The sequence below is a fragment of the Proteus sp. Marseille-Q3619 genome (assembly GCF_965283115.1).
Genome location: NZ_CBDIMP010000001.1, coordinates 2,838,856 through 2,854,938 on the forward strand (window position 1 = coordinate 2,838,856; position 16,083 = coordinate 2,854,938).

Annotated in this window: 13 protein-coding genes and 1 other annotated feature; of the genes, 10 read left to right on the forward strand and 3 right to left on the reverse strand. The window is 35.6% G+C overall.

All coding sequences use genetic code 11. The features are described 5' to 3' along the window. Positions 1-201: 201 nt before the first annotated feature. Both sltY and trpR read left to right on the forward strand, forming a co-directional pair. On the forward strand, positions 202-2,121 hold the full coding sequence (sltY, locus tag ACWPWK_RS13140) for a murein transglycosylase (RefSeq protein ID WP_109371871.1): 1,920 nt from the start codon (positions 202-204) through the stop codon (positions 2,119-2,121). 99 nt (positions 2,122-2,220) lie between these two features. Beyond that, a complete protein-coding gene (gene trpR, locus ACWPWK_RS13145) occupies positions 2,221-2,532 on the forward strand; it encodes a trp operon repressor (protein WP_036911763.1) in 312 nt (103 codons plus the stop codon). Between the two features lie 138 nt (positions 2,533-2,670). Here the strand turns inward: trpR and yjjX are convergent, their stop codons facing one another. Next, the gene (gene yjjX / locus ACWPWK_RS13150; RefSeq protein ID WP_023580954.1) at positions 2,671-3,207 is read right to left on the reverse strand and encodes an inosine/xanthosine triphosphatase; all 537 of its coding nucleotides are present in this window, start codon (positions 3,205-3,207) and stop codon (positions 2,671-2,673) included. Positions 3,208-3,258: 51 nt separating this feature from the next. Between yjjX and gpmB the strand changes: the two genes are divergently transcribed. Then, on the forward strand, positions 3,259-3,906 hold the full coding sequence (gene gpmB, locus ACWPWK_RS13155; RefSeq protein ID WP_109371869.1) for a 2,3-diphosphoglycerate-dependent phosphoglycerate mutase GpmB: 648 nt from the start codon (positions 3,259-3,261) through the stop codon (positions 3,904-3,906). A gap of 43 nt (positions 3,907-3,949) precedes the next feature. Here the strand turns inward: gpmB and robA are convergent, their stop codons facing one another. Then, complete coding sequence (gene robA / locus ACWPWK_RS13160) at positions 3,950-4,858, reverse strand: MDR efflux pump AcrAB transcriptional activator RobA (protein WP_109371867.1); 909 nt, start codon at positions 4,856-4,858, stop codon at positions 3,950-3,952. 227 nt (positions 4,859-5,085) lie between these two features. Between robA and creA the strand changes: the two genes are divergently transcribed. Further along, complete coding sequence (creA, locus tag ACWPWK_RS13165) at positions 5,086-5,544, forward strand: protein CreA (RefSeq protein WP_171455359.1); 459 nt, start codon at positions 5,086-5,088, stop codon at positions 5,542-5,544. Positions 5,545-5,754: 210 nt separating this feature from the next. Here the strand turns inward: creA and arcA are convergent, their stop codons facing one another. Further along, positions 5,755-6,471 (reverse strand): two-component system response regulator ArcA, encoded by a 717-nt coding sequence (gene arcA / locus ACWPWK_RS13170; protein ID WP_006535263.1) that lies wholly within the window; start codon positions 6,469-6,471, stop codon positions 5,755-5,757. Positions 6,472-7,134: 663 nt separating this feature from the next. Continuing rightward, positions 7,135-7,255, forward strand: a sequence feature (Thr leader region). Between the two features lie 22 nt (positions 7,256-7,277). Here arcA and thrA point away from each other — a divergent pair. From thrA to ACWPWK_RS13200, 6 genes are all read left to right on the forward strand, one after another. Beyond that, the gene (thrA, locus tag ACWPWK_RS13175) at positions 7,278-9,737 is read left to right on the forward strand and encodes a bifunctional aspartate kinase/homoserine dehydrogenase I (protein ID WP_109371865.1); all 2,460 of its coding nucleotides are present in this window, start codon (positions 7,278-7,280) and stop codon (positions 9,735-9,737) included. Further along, entirely contained in the window at positions 9,719-10,669 is a 951-nt protein-coding gene (gene thrB, locus ACWPWK_RS13180; RefSeq protein ID WP_109371863.1) for a homoserine kinase, read from the forward strand. Before thrA ends, thrB begins: the two co-directional genes overlap by 19 nt. A gap of 3 nt (positions 10,670-10,672) precedes the next feature. Next, positions 10,673-11,965 (forward strand): threonine synthase, encoded by a 1,293-nt coding sequence (gene thrC / locus ACWPWK_RS13185; RefSeq protein ID WP_109371861.1) that lies wholly within the window; start codon positions 10,673-10,675, stop codon positions 11,963-11,965. A 192-nt stretch (positions 11,966-12,157) separates the two neighbouring features. After that, complete coding sequence (locus ACWPWK_RS13190; RefSeq protein ID WP_454209044.1) at positions 12,158-12,571, forward strand: hypothetical protein; 414 nt, start codon at positions 12,158-12,160, stop codon at positions 12,569-12,571. 77 nt (positions 12,572-12,648) lie between these two features. Next, the gene (locus ACWPWK_RS13195; protein ID WP_454209046.1) at positions 12,649-13,266 is read left to right on the forward strand and encodes a hypothetical protein; all 618 of its coding nucleotides are present in this window, start codon (positions 12,649-12,651) and stop codon (positions 13,264-13,266) included. Positions 13,267-13,367: 101 nt separating this feature from the next. Beyond that, a complete protein-coding gene (locus ACWPWK_RS13200; RefSeq protein ID WP_454209048.1) occupies positions 13,368-16,064 on the forward strand; it encodes a hypothetical protein in 2,697 nt (898 codons plus the stop codon). The last annotated feature ends 19 nt before the right edge of the window (positions 16,065-16,083 follow it).

The window sequence follows — 16,083 nt, forward strand, 5'->3', positions numbered from 1 at the left end:
CCCGAAAATGATGAAAGTCGCCAGTATACCCGATTTATAAAAGAAAACCTTAGTCAAAAGAGAGGTTTTTATCCACCTTTCGTACTTCCTCTGAAAGTAAAGAAAATTTCTCTTAAAGAGGGGAACTTACATTGTTAATGATTATCATATTAGCTAATGTATTCACTCTTTGGTGGTTCTATTTGAGGTGGGAGAAATAACGTGGTGAAGCAAAAGTGGTCGTTAGCAGTGGCAATTGGGGCATTGTGTTTTTCTACATGGGTGCAAGCAGATTCATTAAATGAACAACGTGCTCGTTATCAAGAAATTAAGTCAGCATGGGATCTGAAAAAAACAGATGAAGTAGAAAAACTACTGCCCACATTACAAAACTATCCACTTTATCCTTATCTGGAATACCGTCAAATTACGGATAATCTTGATGTTATTGCGCCAGCAGTGGTTACTGAATTTGTTGCTAAATATCCCACATTGCCACCAGCAAAAGCACTTCCTTCACTGTTTGTGAATGAATTGGCTAAGCGCCAAGAGTGGCAGAACTTACTGACTTTTAGCCCTAATCCACCAAATCCTAAAGCCGCAAGATGTAATTATTATTATGCAAAATGGGCAACAGGTGATATTCAAACGGCATGGGTAGGGGCTAAAGAAGCATGGCTTAATGGCACATCAATGCCATCAAGTTGTGATTCACTTTTTGATGAATGGCAAAAAGCGAATCAATTAACACCAGAGTTGGTGTTAGAACGCATTAATTTAGCGGTTAAAAATGGTAATACGGCGCTTGCTGCTTACTTGGCTCGACGTCTCCCTGAAAATTATCAAACCATTAGTGATGCCTTGGTTGAATTACAAGACTATCCCAATTTAGTTGGGCGCTATGCAACCACTCTTTCACCGACAGATTTCACACGTTCAATCATACAATCTGCATTTTCACGTTGGGCAAGAAAAGACGCAGATGCAGCAAGAGCACAACTGGACAATATCGCGCATGCACAAAAAATGACAGCCAGTGAGCGCCAGTTAATGCGTGATACTGTGGCGTGGCAATATATGCCTTATGCGACACCAGAGCAGGTAAAATGGCGTGATAGCGTTATTCAAGATACAGCATCAGATACATTGCGTGAGCGTCGTGTACGTCTAGCATTAAGCCAAAATCAACCCGCTGAATTGGCATTGTGGTTAGAAAGGCTCTCTCCTGAAAGTAAAAATAAGGAAGAGTGGCGTTATTGGCGAGCAATGGTGTTGCAATCACAAGGTAAAAACAGTGAAGCACAAACTATTTTAGAAGCGCTAACACAAAATCGTGGTTTTTACCCAATGGTTGCAGCTGCCAAATTAGGTAAGCCTTATGTGATGGTGATAGATAAAGCCCCTAGTGTTTCATCAAACATCCCTAATCAGCCAGAAATACAGCGTGTTCGTGAGTTAATGTATTGGCAGATGGATAACTTAGCGCGATCAGAGTGGGCAAACTATGTCGCTTCACAGCCAGCGCAAATACAGTCTGAATTAGCGCGTTATGCATACGAGCAAAAATGGGCTGATTTAGCAGTACAAGCCACGATCACTGGAAAAATGTGGGATCATCTAGAAGAACGCTTCCCTCTTGCTTGGAAAAATGAGTTTGAGCAATATACGAAAGATAAATCAATAGACCGCAATTATGCGATGGCGATTGCTCGCCAAGAAAGTGCGTGGAATCCTCAAGCCCGTTCTTCAGCTGGTGCAACAGGTTTAATGCAGGTTATGCCAAAAACAGCAGAGTTTACGGTGAAACAAGCGGGGATTACGGGATATACAAGTAGTGCGCAATTGACAAATCCTGTGAAGAATATTGAGATTGGTACTGCTTATCTTGATTCTGTCTATCAGCGTTTTAACCAAAACCGTATTTTAGCAAGTGCTGCGTATAATGCGGGGCCTGCGCGTGTTGATCGTTGGTTATCTGATGCAAATGGTCAATTAGATGCAATTGCTTTTGTTGAAAGTATTCCTTTTGCTGAAACTCGTGGTTATGTGAAAAACGTACTCTCTTTTGCTGTTTTCTATAGCTATTTTGCGGGCGAACAGCAGCCAGTACTGACTGAAAATGAGTGGAATAGCCGATATTAAAGGATAAAAAAGGATTTATTGTTGGAGCCTCTTTGTACATTAGCAAAGTATGATATAGTTTGTACTAGTTAATGAGTGTGGCAAAAAGAGGTTCCCACGATGCAAGATCCTGCATTATCACCTGAAGAGAATGAGCACTGGCTAAGATTTGTTGAGTTATTACAACATGCTTTTGAGCAAGATGTGCAATTTCCTATTTTACAACTTTTAATGACACCTGATGAACGTAGTGCTTTGGCAACTCGAGTTCGTATTGTGCAAGAGTTAATGCGAGGGGATTTAAGTCAGCGTGAGTTAAAAGAAGAGTTAGGCGTTGGCATTGCCACCATCACTAGAGGCTCTAATAGTTTAAAAACAGCGCCACATGATGTGAAATTATGGCTTGAAAAAGAGCTAATGACGAAAAAATAGTCGCGTTGTTACTCTCTAAACTAGAATAATAAAAAGCCATTTAATTATTTGATTAAATGGCTTTTTTTGTTTCATTTTTATCTAACAGCAGACTTATCTAGAAGCTGGGTTATCTAAGAAAACGCATCAGATTAATTATTAATCTTCTTTTTGATTGAGTTCTTTATAGATATCATGAGTGACTGGTACTAATGCTAGCACTAATGCTTGTTGATACACAGAAGTACGACTGAGTAGGCCATCAGTAAAATAACCAATCGCACCGCCACGCTGTTTAATGTTGTCAATTTTTGTTAAGAAAGCCATTTCATCGCCAAGCTCACGACCTTCACGGATCCCTTTTAAGATCTGTTCTGGTAGCATAAGGCTTGCTGAGCGTGATTCTCCACGAATTTGACCATGTTCGACAACAATCCAAGCAAAGGTCATATCATCTTCTATACCGGCTTCGACGCCAACCCAAAAATCAGCTTCAGGGCGAACTTGACGAGCCGCCATCACACGTTGACGTGCGCCAGTTCTCGTTTCTGTATTTCCGATAGGTTGCTGTGGAACACGACTATCGACATTAATATCTTCAATATCAAAGGTATCTTTACCGAATACTTGCTCAAAGGCGAGTTTTATCGCGTTGATTTTTGCTGGATTCGTAGTGGCTGCAATGACATGATACATAATGAATTAATCATCCTTTGAAAAATTAGAGCAGTATAACGGAAAAAATGTATGTTACAGGTCTATCTTGTTCGCCACGGTGAAACTGAATGGAACGTGGCGAGACGTATTCAAGGGCAATCTGATAGCCCACTAACAGCGAATGGTGTGCGTCAAGCACAGCAAGTTGCTGAAAAAGTAAAATCAGCAGGCATTACCCACATTATCTCAAGCGATCTTGGCCGTACTCGTCAAACGGCAGAAATCATTGCACAAGCTTGTGGCTGTGAAGTGATAACTGACCCACGTTTACGTGAACTTAATATGGGCGTTCTTGAACAGCGAGAGATCGCAACATTAAAGACACAAGAAGAGGCTTGGCGCAAGAGTTTGATTGATGGTACACCTGATGGACGAATTCCCCAAGGAGAATCAATGGCAGAATTAGCAAGTCGTATGCAGGCTGCGCTAAATCAATGTCTTGATTTACCCGCAAATAGCCGCCCACTCTTAGTCAGTCATGGTATTGCTTTAGGGTGCTTACTGAGTACTGTATTGGGATTACCTGCATATGCAGAACGCCGTTTAAGACTGCGTAATTGCTCAATTTCACGCGTTGATTATCAAAATAGCCCTTGGCTTGCTAATGGTTGGGTGATTGAAACAGCGGGTGATGTGAGCCATCTTACTGATACTGCATTAGATGAAGTTCAGCGCTAAAAAATAAAAGCTCTCTTTCTCATATTACAAAGAGAGCTTTTTCTTATGCGGTTACATCTTCGCGTTTAATTGGAATGTAATATTCAAAACGTTCGATATGATCTTGTGGCTCAGTCACCATCTCATTGCTGTAACTCACATTTTTAAGATAGTATTTTTCAACGTCATAGCCTTTACGGCGCGTTAATCCCATATTAGGTAAGCAGACACCATAAATTAGGAATAAAAATTCCTGCATTGCACCGCGTTTTGCCTCACCTTCAAAATCAAAGCGAATGTAATCACCGCCAGCAAGAGAGACTTCATTTGCTGCATCATCATCAATAAACGTTGCATAATCTGGCTCAACGGCAGTTGTGTAAAGCACACGTTGTTCATCTTCATGCTCATCGCTATGTTGTGCGTGGTGAAGCCCATAAACTTGATGAGGGACAGCGCTTATCTTGCTCATGTAGTAACGCCAGAAGGTTTGGCGCATGTTAGAGCAGGCTTCAGCCCATTGCTCAAGGGTGTGGCTACAAGTTTGCTCAATACCAATTAATTTCTTCTCAGATAGCGTTACAAATTCCCATTTAGGTAAATTTTGAGGATCTAAGGTAATTGGTGGACAAATTCCTACCGCACACCATTCATCAGTACGACGATAAAGTGCGGGTGTTCTATTAAATTGCTTTTTAAAAGCGCGGGTAAAAGTCTGTTGAGAATCAAAACGATATTGCAAAGCAATGTCTAAAATAGGGCGGCTCGTTAAACGTAATGCAACGGCTGCACGAGATAGACGCCTTGAACGAATATAAGAACCAATCGCTTGTCCTGTAACTTCTTTAAACATGCGTTGTAGATGCCACTTGGAGTAACCCGCTTTGGTTGCGACATTATCGAGGGATAATGGCTTGTCTAGGTTACTATCAAGCCAAGCGAGCAAATCACGTATGATGTTGGTTTGATCCATACATCTCCCTTAGTCATATTCGTTTGTTTATTGCAGTAGAAGTAGATGGTAAAGAGCCTGAACATCTATAACAAGTTATATTGTTAGACAATCGTAAAATATAGTCTTTTTCATCGACTAATGTACACAAATTCTTCTATCAGTTAGTAATAGATTGTTTTATTCTAGACAAAACTATTTTCTCATCTTTTCAATGGAACTAGGTAAATATGTTAAATTTCAAAAAGATGCTAGCAGTATCTATATTACTCCCTTTTTCTTTGATGGCAAAAGCAGAAGAAATTGGCTACGTGGATACGGTATTTAAGTTTTTTGGCGCTAACCATAAAATTGTGATTGAAGCATTTGATGATCCTGAAGTTAAAAATGTCACATGTTATTTAAGCCGAGCAAAAACTGGGGGCATTTCAGGGAGTTTAGGTCTTGCTGAAGATACTGCTGATGCGGCTATCTCTTGCCAGCAAGTAGGGCCTATTGAACTAAGCGAAAAGGTTATTAAAGGGAAAAATAATGGTGATGTTGTTTTCCAGAAAAGAACATCATTAGTATTTAAAAAGCTTCAAGTTGTACGTTTTTACGATAAACAGCGCCATGCTTTAGTTTATCTGACTTACTCAGATAAAGTCATTGATGGTTCGCCAAAAAATGCGATTAGTGCAGTACCTATTATGCCGTGGAAAGAGTGATTTTTATTTACTAGAGAAATTAATGGTTAATAAAATTAATACGAATAAGGTTTAAAATTTTTTTAAAAAAGAAGTTATATTTTTTATCAAAATAGTTGCTGAGATCAATTTTCACTATTTGTGATTTTATTAATCCTTCTTTAGATAAAAGAAAACCCCGAATGGTAATTCGGGGTTTTTTGTTAAGAAAGTGTTTGAGATAGAATCAAATCACTCGTCTAAATCACCACAGAAACGATAACCTTCACCATGGATTGTTGCGATGATTTCAGGTGTATCTGGTGTTGACTCAAAATGCTTACGAATACGACGGATAGTAACGTCAACAGTACGATCATGAGGTTTCAGCTCACGGCCTGTCATTTTCTTCAGTAATTCTGCACGAGTTTGGATTTTTCCTGGATTCTCGCAGAAATGTAGCATCGCACGAAATTCACTGCGTGGTAATTTATATTGTTCACCAGCAGGGCTGATTAGTGAGCGACTGTTAATATCAAGCTCCCAACCATTGAATTTATAGCTTTCCACTAAACGGCGTTCTTCTGTGCCATTAACTAAATTCATGGTACGTGACAGTAAGTTACGTGCACGAATCGTTAATTCACGAGGGTTAAATGGTTTAGTAATGTAATCATCGGCACCAATTTCTAGGCCTAAGATTTTATCAACTTCATTATCACGACCGGTCAGGAACATTAATGCAACACTTGCCTGTTCACGTAATTCACGAGCAAGTAACAGCCCGTTTTTACCAGGAAGGTTAATGTCCATAATGACCAGATTAATATCATGATCAGATAGAACATTGTGCATTTCGTTGCCATCAGTGGCTTCGTGTACGATATACCCTTCAGCTTCGAATATGCTTTTCAGGGTATTACGAGTAACAACTTCGTCTTCAACAATCAGAATGTGCGGGGTTTGCATATTTGCTACCTAAAATTACCAAAAATAGAAAAAGGAAATCTGTGTTTAACTTCTGTGTGCGCTTGTGTGGTTATTCATTTTTGTTATTAGCACGTAAAAACTAGACCCAGATTGAAATTCGATAAATAACCATCACGTTATTACAAAACTTGCAATTTTAATCGACAATGAACGCTAAAATCAGAATGCAAAACGCCCATAGTCTATTAACAGCAATATAACACCAGTTGTATTAAATACCATCTAAAAAGCTAACTTTTGTTGACACATATCAAAATCAAGATAACAGCTTAACCTTGATTTCAATAGTTAACTATATAATTTTATTTATGTAATGTAAAAGAAAAATATATGTTAAATATAGTGGGGGTTTATTTTTTTTCCAGTTTTGTTACACAATTTAAAGTAGCATAAAATACCTTATTCCTTATAAAAGTACAAATCCCCAAATAACTCTAAAATAGTAGCTTTATTTTCTTTGTTTATCCCTTTGTGATAGCAATATCTATACTACAATAGGAGTAAGGATCGAATAAATTTTATTTAAGTTGAGTTTATTTTTTGGTGAAAAAAAAGAAAAAATTTGACATCTCTCTCGCTTTGCTTTAACCAGTATATAGTCAAACTAAATTTGAGACAGACAGGATAGTTATGCGTATTTACAGCCCAGCTAAAATGACAATTATTACCACCACCACCGGAATCTTATATTGCGGGGCGGGCTGTCGCATATAAAAAACGAAAATCGAAAAAGCCCGCATTGAGAAATGCGGGTTTTTTTTTGGGTGAAAAATCAGGAGAGCTGTATGCGAGTGTTAAAATTTGGGGGAACTTCAGTTGCCAACGCAGAGCGTGTGCTGAATGTTGCTGATATCGCTGAGAAAAAAAGAGAGCAAGGACAAGTCGCTCTTGTATTATCAGCACCAGCCAAGATAACTAACTACTTGGTTGCAATGATTGAAAAAACGGCAGAAGGCGAAGATCCTCTCACTCAAGTACGAGAAGCCGAGCAAATTTTTGCCAACTTATTACAAGGTTTAAGAGAAAAACAACCTGGTTTTGACTATGAGCGCTTAAAAGATAAAGTTGAGCGTGAATTTGCAGAGATCAAACATATTCTTCATGGGATCTCTTTACTAGGTCAATGCCCTGATAGCATCAATGCAGCGATGATTTGTCGTGGTGAAAAGCTTTCTATCGCTATAATGGGATCCGTTTTGCAGGCTCGTGGCTATAATGTCACTGTGATCGATCCAGTCAAAAATTTACTCGCACAAGGTCATTACTTAGAATCGACAGTTGATATTCCTGAGTCTACTCGCCGCATCTTAGAACTCAATATCGCAAAAGACGATATGATTTTAATGGCAGGCTTTACTGCGGGTAATGAAAAGAATGAACTCGTGGTATTAGGTCGTAATGGCTCAGACTACTCTGCTGCTGTGTTAGCCGCTTGCTTACGTGCAGAGTGTTGTGAAATTTGGACTGATGTTGACGGTGTTTATACTTGTGATCCTCGTTTAGTTCCTGATGCACGTCTGTTAAAAGGCATGTCTTATCAAGAAGCGATGGAACTCTCTTACTTCGGCGCTAAAGTACTTCATCCTCGCACTATTGCTCCAATCGCCCAATTCCAAATTCCTTGTTTAATAAAAAACACTGGCAACCCAGATGCGCCGGGTACATTAATTGGTGATGGTCAAAAAGATGATAGTACACCAGTTAAAGGGATCACCAACCTTAATAATATGGCGATGATCAACGTATCAGGCCCTGGTATGAAAGGTATGGTGGGGATGGCCGCTCGAGTGTTCTCTGTTATGTCAAGAGCGGGTATTTCTGTTGTTCTGATTACACAATCTTCTTCTGAATACAGCATCAGCTTTTGTGTACCGCAAAAAGAACTTATGAGAGCGCAAAAAGCCTTATCAGATGAATTTTATTTAGAATTAAAAGATGGTGTACTTGATCCATTAGATATCATGGAAAACGTCGCTATCATCTCCGTTGTAGGTGATGGTATGCGTACTTTAAAAGGGATATCAGCGCGTTTCTTCTCTGCTTTAACCCGTGGCAATATTAATATCGTTGCGATAGCTCAAGGCTCTTCAGAGCGTTCTATTTCTGCCGTTATTGCGAATGATTCTGCAACTAACGCGGTGCGTTTATGCCATCAAATGCTTTTCAACACTAATCAAATTGTTGAAGTCTTTATTGTCGGTGTTGGTGGTGTTGGCAACGCATTAATTGAACAAATCCATCGCCAGCAAGCATGGTTGAAAAATAAGCATATCGATCTTCGTGTCTGTGGTATTGCTAACTCAAGAGCCATGCTGACAGATATGCAAGGTATTGATTTAGATAATTGGCAACAAGAACTTAAAGAAGCCAAAGAACCTTTTAGCTTTAGTCAGCTTATTCGTTTAGAAAAAGAGTACCACTTCTTAAATCCAGTGATCGTTGATTGCACATCAAACGAAGAAATTGCGCAACAATACGCAAATTTCTTACAAAATGGCTTTAACGTGGTTACACCAAACAAAAAAGCGAATACGCTGTCGATGGACTATTACTACCAAATTCGACAAGCAGCGGAAGCTTCACGCCGTAAGTTCTTGTATGACACTAACGTTGGTGCAGGTTTACCGGTTATTGAAAACTTACAAAACTTGCTCAATGCGGGCGATGAGTTAGTTCAATTTAATGGTATTCTTTCAGGCTCCTTGTCATACATTTTTGGTCAACTAGATGAAGGTAAAAGCTTATCTGAAGCGACTCTTTCAGCAAAAGATAAAGGTTTTACAGAGCCTGATCCTCGTGATGATCTTTCTGGTATGGATGTTGCGCGTAAACTGCTTATTTTAGCGCGTGAAGCGGGTTATAAATTAGAACTCAGTGATATCGATGTAGAGCCTGTGCTGCCTGTTTCATTTGATAGCTCAGGTGATGTAGCAAGCTTCTTAAACCGTTTACCTCAAGTTGATGTTGAATTTGATGCAAAAGTCGAAGAAGCACAAAAAGCAGGTAAGGTATTACGTTATGTTGGCATCATCAATGAAGGAAAATGCCAAGTTAAGATAATGGCAGTTGATGCAAATGATCCTCTGTTTAAAGTGAAAAATGGTGAAAATGCTTTAGCCTTTTACACTCGCTACTATCAACCTATTCCATTGGTATTACGTGGATATGGTGCTGGTAATGATGTTACTGCTGCTGGGGTGTTTGCAGATGTATTACGTACCTTATCATGGAAATTGGGAGTTTAAGCGTGGTTAAAGTTTATGCACCAGCATCAATCGGCAACGTGAGTGTCGGATTTGATGTCCTTGGCGCGGCAGTTTCACCTATTGATGGGCAATTACTGGGTGATTGTGTCACCGTTGAAGCGGCTTCGGTATTTACACTTGAAAGTAAAGGGCACTTTGTTAGCAAATTACCTTCAGATCCTAAGCAAAACATTGTGTATCAATGTTGGCAGTTATTTTGTGAAAAATTAGGCAAAGAACTTTCTGTTGCAATGACGCTTGAGAAAAATATGCCAATTGGTTCTGGTTTAGGATCAAGTGCTTGTTCTGTTGTTGCGGCATTGGTTGCACTTAATGAATTTGCCCAAAAGCCTTTTGGTGAGAGACAATTGCTGCTGATGATGGGGGAGCTTGAAGGACGTATTTCAGGTAGTGTGCACTATGATAATGTTGCACCTTGTTATTTAGGTGGGTTACAACTTATTTTGGAACAAAATGGCACTATTTGTCAGTCTGTACCAACCTTTGATGATTGGTATTGGGTTATGGCATATCCGGGAATTAAAGTTTCTACGGCAGAAGCTAGAGCGATTTTACCAAAACAATACTCTAAAGCAGACATCATTAACCACGGTCGTTATTTATCGGGTTTTATTCATGCTTGCCATACTCAGCAATCAGGACTAGCCGCTAATTTGATGCAAGATGTGATTGCAGAGCCTTATCGCACCCAACTTCTTCCGGGGTTTGAAAAAGCCAGAGAGGCTTCGCAGAAGAAAGGTGCGTTAGCTTGTGGTATTTCCGGCTCAGGCCCTACCATTTTTACGATTAGTGATTCATTAGAAATCGCACAAGAGATGGCCGAATGGCTGAAACAAAACTACGTACAAAACAGTGAAGGCTTTGTACATATCTGCCGTATAGATACGCGTGGCGCAAGACAGATAGGATAAGTCATGAAATTATATAATTTGAAAGATAATCAAGAGCAAGTCAGTTTTGCTCAAGCAGTAAAACAAGGTTTGGGTAAACAACAAGGGCTCTTTTTTCCACAAGACTTACCTTCGTTTTCTAAAGCTGAAATTGATGAATTATTAGCACTTGATTTTGCAACACGTAGTAGCCGTATTTTAACAGCCTTTATTGGTGATGAAATTCCTGCTGATGTATTAGAAAAACGTATTAGCACCGCATTTGCATTTCCTGCACCAGTAACCCAAGTTGAAGATGATGTAAGTTGTTTAGAGCTTTTCCACGGCCCGACGCTGGCATTTAAAGACTTTGGTGGTCGTTTTATGGCGCAAATGTTGTCAGAAGTTGCTGGCAACCAACCTGTTACAATTTTAACAGCAACATCAGGTGATACTGGCGCTGCTGTTGCTCATGCTTTCTACAAATTAGAAAATGTACAAGTTGTTATTCTTTATCCTGAAGGCAAAATTAGCCCGTTACAGGAAAAACTGTTCTGTACATTAGGTGAAAACATTCACACTGTTGCAATCAAAGGTGATTTTGATGCTTGCCAGTCATTAGTGAAACAGGCTTTTGATGATGAGTTCTTAAAGAAAACAATGTATTTGAACTCAGCGAACTCCATCAATATCAGCCGTTTGCTTGCTCAAATTTGTTATTATTTTGAGGCCGTTGCACAAATCCCTGCGGAAAAACATGAGCAGCTAGTGATTTCAGTACCAAGTGGTAACTTTGGTGATCTCACGGCGGGTTTACTCGCTAAATCTCTGGGATTACCTGTAAAACGCTTTATTGCGGCGACAAACGTAAATGACACCGTTCCTCGCTATTTAGATAATGGTAAATGGGAACCACATCGCACTGTGGCAACGCTTTCTAATGCGATGGATGTTAGTCAACCTAATAACTGGCCACGTATTGAAGAATTGTATCGTCGTAAAGGTTGGGATCTTTCTGATCTTGCTCATGGTTCAGTGAGTGACGAAACAACAGAAGAAACGGTGCGTGAACTCGCGAAGAAAGGCTATATTTCAGAGCCTCATGCCGCGGTTGCTTACCGCTTACTGCGTGATGAGTTGAAAGAGGGCGAATATGGTCTGTTCCTGGGGACAGCCCATCCCGCGAAATTTAAAGAGAGTGTAGAGCGTATTTTAGGGGGTGAGTTGCCATTACCTAAAGAGCTAGCCGAGCGTGCAGATAAAGAATTGCTTTCGCATTTCTTACCTGCTGATTTTGCACAGCTACGTGAGTTTTTATTAGAACGTGCGCCTAAATAATAATTAGTAGTTTTTGAAATAATTAATTTCTAATTTAATTAATTATTTATCCTGAAAAAAGCTCAACATAATGTTGGGCTTTTTTTATGAGCTAAATTTTAAAAATAGGAAAATAAGGATTTAAAAAAGTGGATTTGAATTATATATTTTCTTTTTAGAAGGATATATCTATTCAAAAAAAAGGAATGAAATATGAATGGATTCAGAAAGTTAATTTTTAAAGATGATATAAATAGAATTGCATTAATAATAGAAAATCATATAAAAGAGCATAGCGCAGAATTATTCTGTAAATTTGAATCAGTAAAAAGGGTATTAACTGAAAATTACACCTCGATCCTTATTTCTAAAAATGAATATGAAGCAAATGAATTTCTTAGAAGAATAGAAAATAATTTTTCACTCTATAATAAGAATGAATTTACTAAAAGTATTGATTTTTTCAGAGTAAAAATCAATTTAAGTATAGAAAATCTATTTTTAAATAGTGCTAAATTAACAGCTAGAGAGTCGATTAAAATAAAAAAAGAACGTATGAACACTCTCCTTTTTCAGCATTTTTCGGGAACTTATTATGTGGAGTTGGAGAAAAAAGCCTTATTTTAGAAATAGATAATGAAAATGATATATTTAAAATAATTGATTTTGAAGGTGAATCCGATTTTTTTTATAGTAAAGGTGATTTGATTAATAGTATAGGCAATACAATTAAAGAAAACAACAATGACGATTTTTTATATTATCGTAATTATAATAAAAAAGAGTATTCAAATTATTTTAATTTAAATGAAGATTGGAATTTAAGTAATCACGATATAATAAATAAAATTATTAGTGATATAAAAATAAAAAAACAGATAGATATTAACTCACGTTTTTCAATTGAGCTTAATGAAAGCTACTCCTATAAAAATATTTTTATTATACGGGATAAGATAGAAGAAACCGAGAAAGTATTACATATCTATATTGATGATATAGAAGAGGCATTTACGATTGCGAAATCTAAATATAGCCAGATACCTGAAAATGGAGAACATCTAATTTATAAAGTGGGTACTGGCTTGTTTACGACTAAGATAAAAAATAATATAGAAAAGCGATTTTCACAATATGAAGATCTACTTAAGCCGCTTGAGAAAATAATGAGCCGAGTTAATCTTATTTCTTCAACAGAAACTAATTATGATTTTAGTCATTTCCAATCACTTGCTGGATTATGCTATGGTTTGAGTTTGAATTATTTATTAGAGATTAGAAATAGTGGATTAGAAGGGGGCATAAATATTTATTTTGGCTAAAAGAAAATATTTCTTCTTATCAAAATGAAAAGGAAATTATACTAAATGAATTAGACTCTATTTTATTTAATAATATACAAGAGTATGAAGTATTAAATTTAATGAAAGAAGTAAAAAATATTATTTTTTCTCAACATTTTCAAATGGAGAGGTTATGTAATAAAGTTCAATATTTTGTTTTTGATTCATTAAAGTCGGCTAAATATGAAGAAATCTTAAATAAGAAAGGGTTGGGAAAATCAAATATTCATCATCTTGGTTTTAGTCAAGAAGAAGTTAGTCATCATATAGATCACATTATGCAGGGATATAATGATTATTATGCCATTATTGCATTCAAAGATCATGCTATAGCCATTGCATATAAAAAATATTCTGAAAATAATTATAAATTTACATTGTTTGATTCAAATAGTGAGTTACTTGAGTTTTCTGATCCTTTATCTATAAAAGAAGTATTGGCAAGCAAAATGGATTTCTATGGAGCTCATGAAATAGAAGGTAAAAAATATATTACTTTTGATGAGTATAAAAAAACAGATTCATTAAATTATAGAAGTGTGTGGAATAATGATGATGTTGATACCAATAAAGGTATTGCTGAAAGTATAAAGAAAATAGGCTTTTCATTATCTTTTAGCGAGGGTGTTACGGGACGTATTATTTATTATAGTGAACAGAGAGATCTTATTCTCGAGCTTAGAAAAGAGAATGTTTTAATAGAAGTTGTTGTAAAAAATTCATATGTTGATGAGGGTATTTACTTAGTTAAACATTATATTGATGATATTCTTGAAAATAATCAGGCAAGTAAGATTATTTTGAATAAGAATGATGATAATAGTATTGATATTGAAGTAGTCGAATTCAATAATTTCCAAGAGGTCAAAAAAAGAAATGGATATGTTGAATTTAATGATATTTATTACAGAAATTTAATTGAAATAAATAGTTATTTAGTTAAAGGAAATAAATCAAAAGAGTTAAAAGAAATTGTTTTTTTAATAGATATATTAAATGGAAATATCTATTTTGATAAGTTAACGGCTAGTTTTTCTCTCATTAATAAAATAAATTTATTTAACGATGATAAAAACATATCACTTAATGGAATTTTAAATAAGGTTAAAAATAAGTTAGAAGATAAATTGTTTTACGATAGATTGATTTATGGAAAAAAGAATTTAATTTCACTTGCTGAAAAAAACAGTTTAGTGGCTTCAAAGCTTTATCAATTAATGGTGAATGAAATTAACGATGGTTCTCATGGTGTTAGTAATTTTATTTATAATCAAATTATAGATAGTCCATATTTATTATGGGATAAAAATAGAAATGCTGGCATTGAGGGGTACGATTACACTATTGAATTTAAAAATAACTACCAATATTTAATTGAGATAATTGAACAAATTGATATCCCTGAATTAAAAAACACATTTCTGATAGAGGATAATAATAAACTACATTTAAAAGAAAACTATCAAAAACTATCAAAATATAGAGATAATGAAGATATAAATAAACTACTTGATTTAATTGAAATTGAAATAGATGTTAAAAAAGGTAATAATTTAAGCTCTTATAGTGACTTATACTTTGATTACTTTAGAAATAATCAATTTTCAAATAGAATGATCGTTCATGAAATAAATCAGTTAGAAACTTATTTTAATAACAATTATCGTGAGAGGAATTATGCTTATCATCCGAACAATTTTTATATTAATGAAGAAAATATTCATATTCTTTTTGATAAATCATTAAATCAAAATAGAAATAAAATAGATTGTAGTTATTTATTATTTGACGATAATAAAAATAACTTTAATTTTTTGTTTGATGATAAGAAACTATTTAATGGAGGAAACATTGATAACATTATTATAGATAGCATCGATTCATTCTATCAAGATGATATAATAATTTATTTTTATAATGGTATTAAAAATGAGAGTTTAAATGCTTACTTAAATGATAAACCAGAAATAAGCTATTTTCTTGATTATTGCTTAAAGAATAGAATAAGAGTAATTGCAACTGGGAATGAAGAAGATAGTTTTTTTAAACAAGATTTTATTAAACAAAAAAATGATGTTGAAACATTGCACAATATTATTTTAGAAAATCAATTTTTTAATGAAAAAACGATTATTTTTGCCAAAAAAGAAAAGTTGTTGAGTTATCAATCGGGTGATTTTTTTATTGAGGGTATTGCTCAACGATTAAATATGCCGATCTACCAGATTATTGATAATAAGGTTTCTCTTTTAATAGACAACATTATTGTTAAGCCGATTATTGAGAGGCAGTATATCGATAAACCACTACTTGGGAGCTCAATGGTATCTAATATAATTACTACTGAAGCAGATTATGATGATGTTTTAGCTTTTTCAAATAAAGAAAAAATAACTGTAGAAAACAATCAAATTACAAAAGAAATCTATCAAATCATTTCTTCTTGGTATCCTAATTATCGAGAACGTGAAGAGTTTAAATTGGGATATGATAAAAATATAAAAAAAGTGATTGTAGATTATTCAAATGAAATCATATTATCTGATATTTTAGATTATATTAAATCAAATCGCTATGATCTTAATATCTATCAAATTGGCTCTATTATTAATAAAGTTGATCACCTTAATGTTGAGCAGCATAGGGAAATATTAAAAGAACTTAGTGACAAAATTATCAGTAATGATATTTCAATAAGTACTGCATGCAGAAAATATCTATATGAGCTATCTTCTTTTTTTAAAATTTCAGATGAAAATAATATAGAAAAAAATTAACACAAGTAATACTTGATCC

Coding starts and splice junctions, on each gene's coding strand:
- trpR (WP_036911763.1), top strand. CDS start 2,221: ATGCAAGATCCTGCATTATCACCTGAAGAGAATGAGCACTGGCTAAGA.
- yjjX (WP_023580954.1), bottom strand. CDS start 3,207: ATGTATCATGTCATTGCAGCCACTACGAATCCAGCAAAAATCAACGCG.
- gpmB (WP_109371869.1), top strand. CDS start 3,259: ATGTTACAGGTCTATCTTGTTCGCCACGGTGAAACTGAATGGAACGTG.
- robA (WP_109371867.1), bottom strand. CDS start 4,858: ATGGATCAAACCAACATCATACGTGATTTGCTCGCTTGGCTTGATAGT.
- creA (WP_171455359.1), top strand. CDS start 5,086: ATGCTAGCAGTATCTATATTACTCCCTTTTTCTTTGATGGCAAAAGCA.
- arcA (WP_006535263.1), bottom strand. CDS start 6,471: ATGCAAACCCCGCACATTCTGATTGTTGAAGACGAAGTTGTTACTCGT.
- thrA (WP_109371865.1), top strand. CDS start 7,278: ATGCGAGTGTTAAAATTTGGGGGAACTTCAGTTGCCAACGCAGAGCGT.
- thrB (WP_109371863.1), top strand. CDS start 9,719: ATGGAAATTGGGAGTTTAAGCGTGGTTAAAGTTTATGCACCAGCATCA.
- thrC (WP_109371861.1), top strand. CDS start 10,673: ATGAAATTATATAATTTGAAAGATAATCAAGAGCAAGTCAGTTTTGCT.
- ACWPWK_RS13190 (WP_454209044.1), top strand. CDS start 12,158: ATGAATGGATTCAGAAAGTTAATTTTTAAAGATGATATAAATAGAATT.
- ACWPWK_RS13200 (WP_454209048.1), top strand. CDS start 13,368: ATGAAAGAAGTAAAAAATATTATTTTTTCTCAACATTTTCAAATGGAG.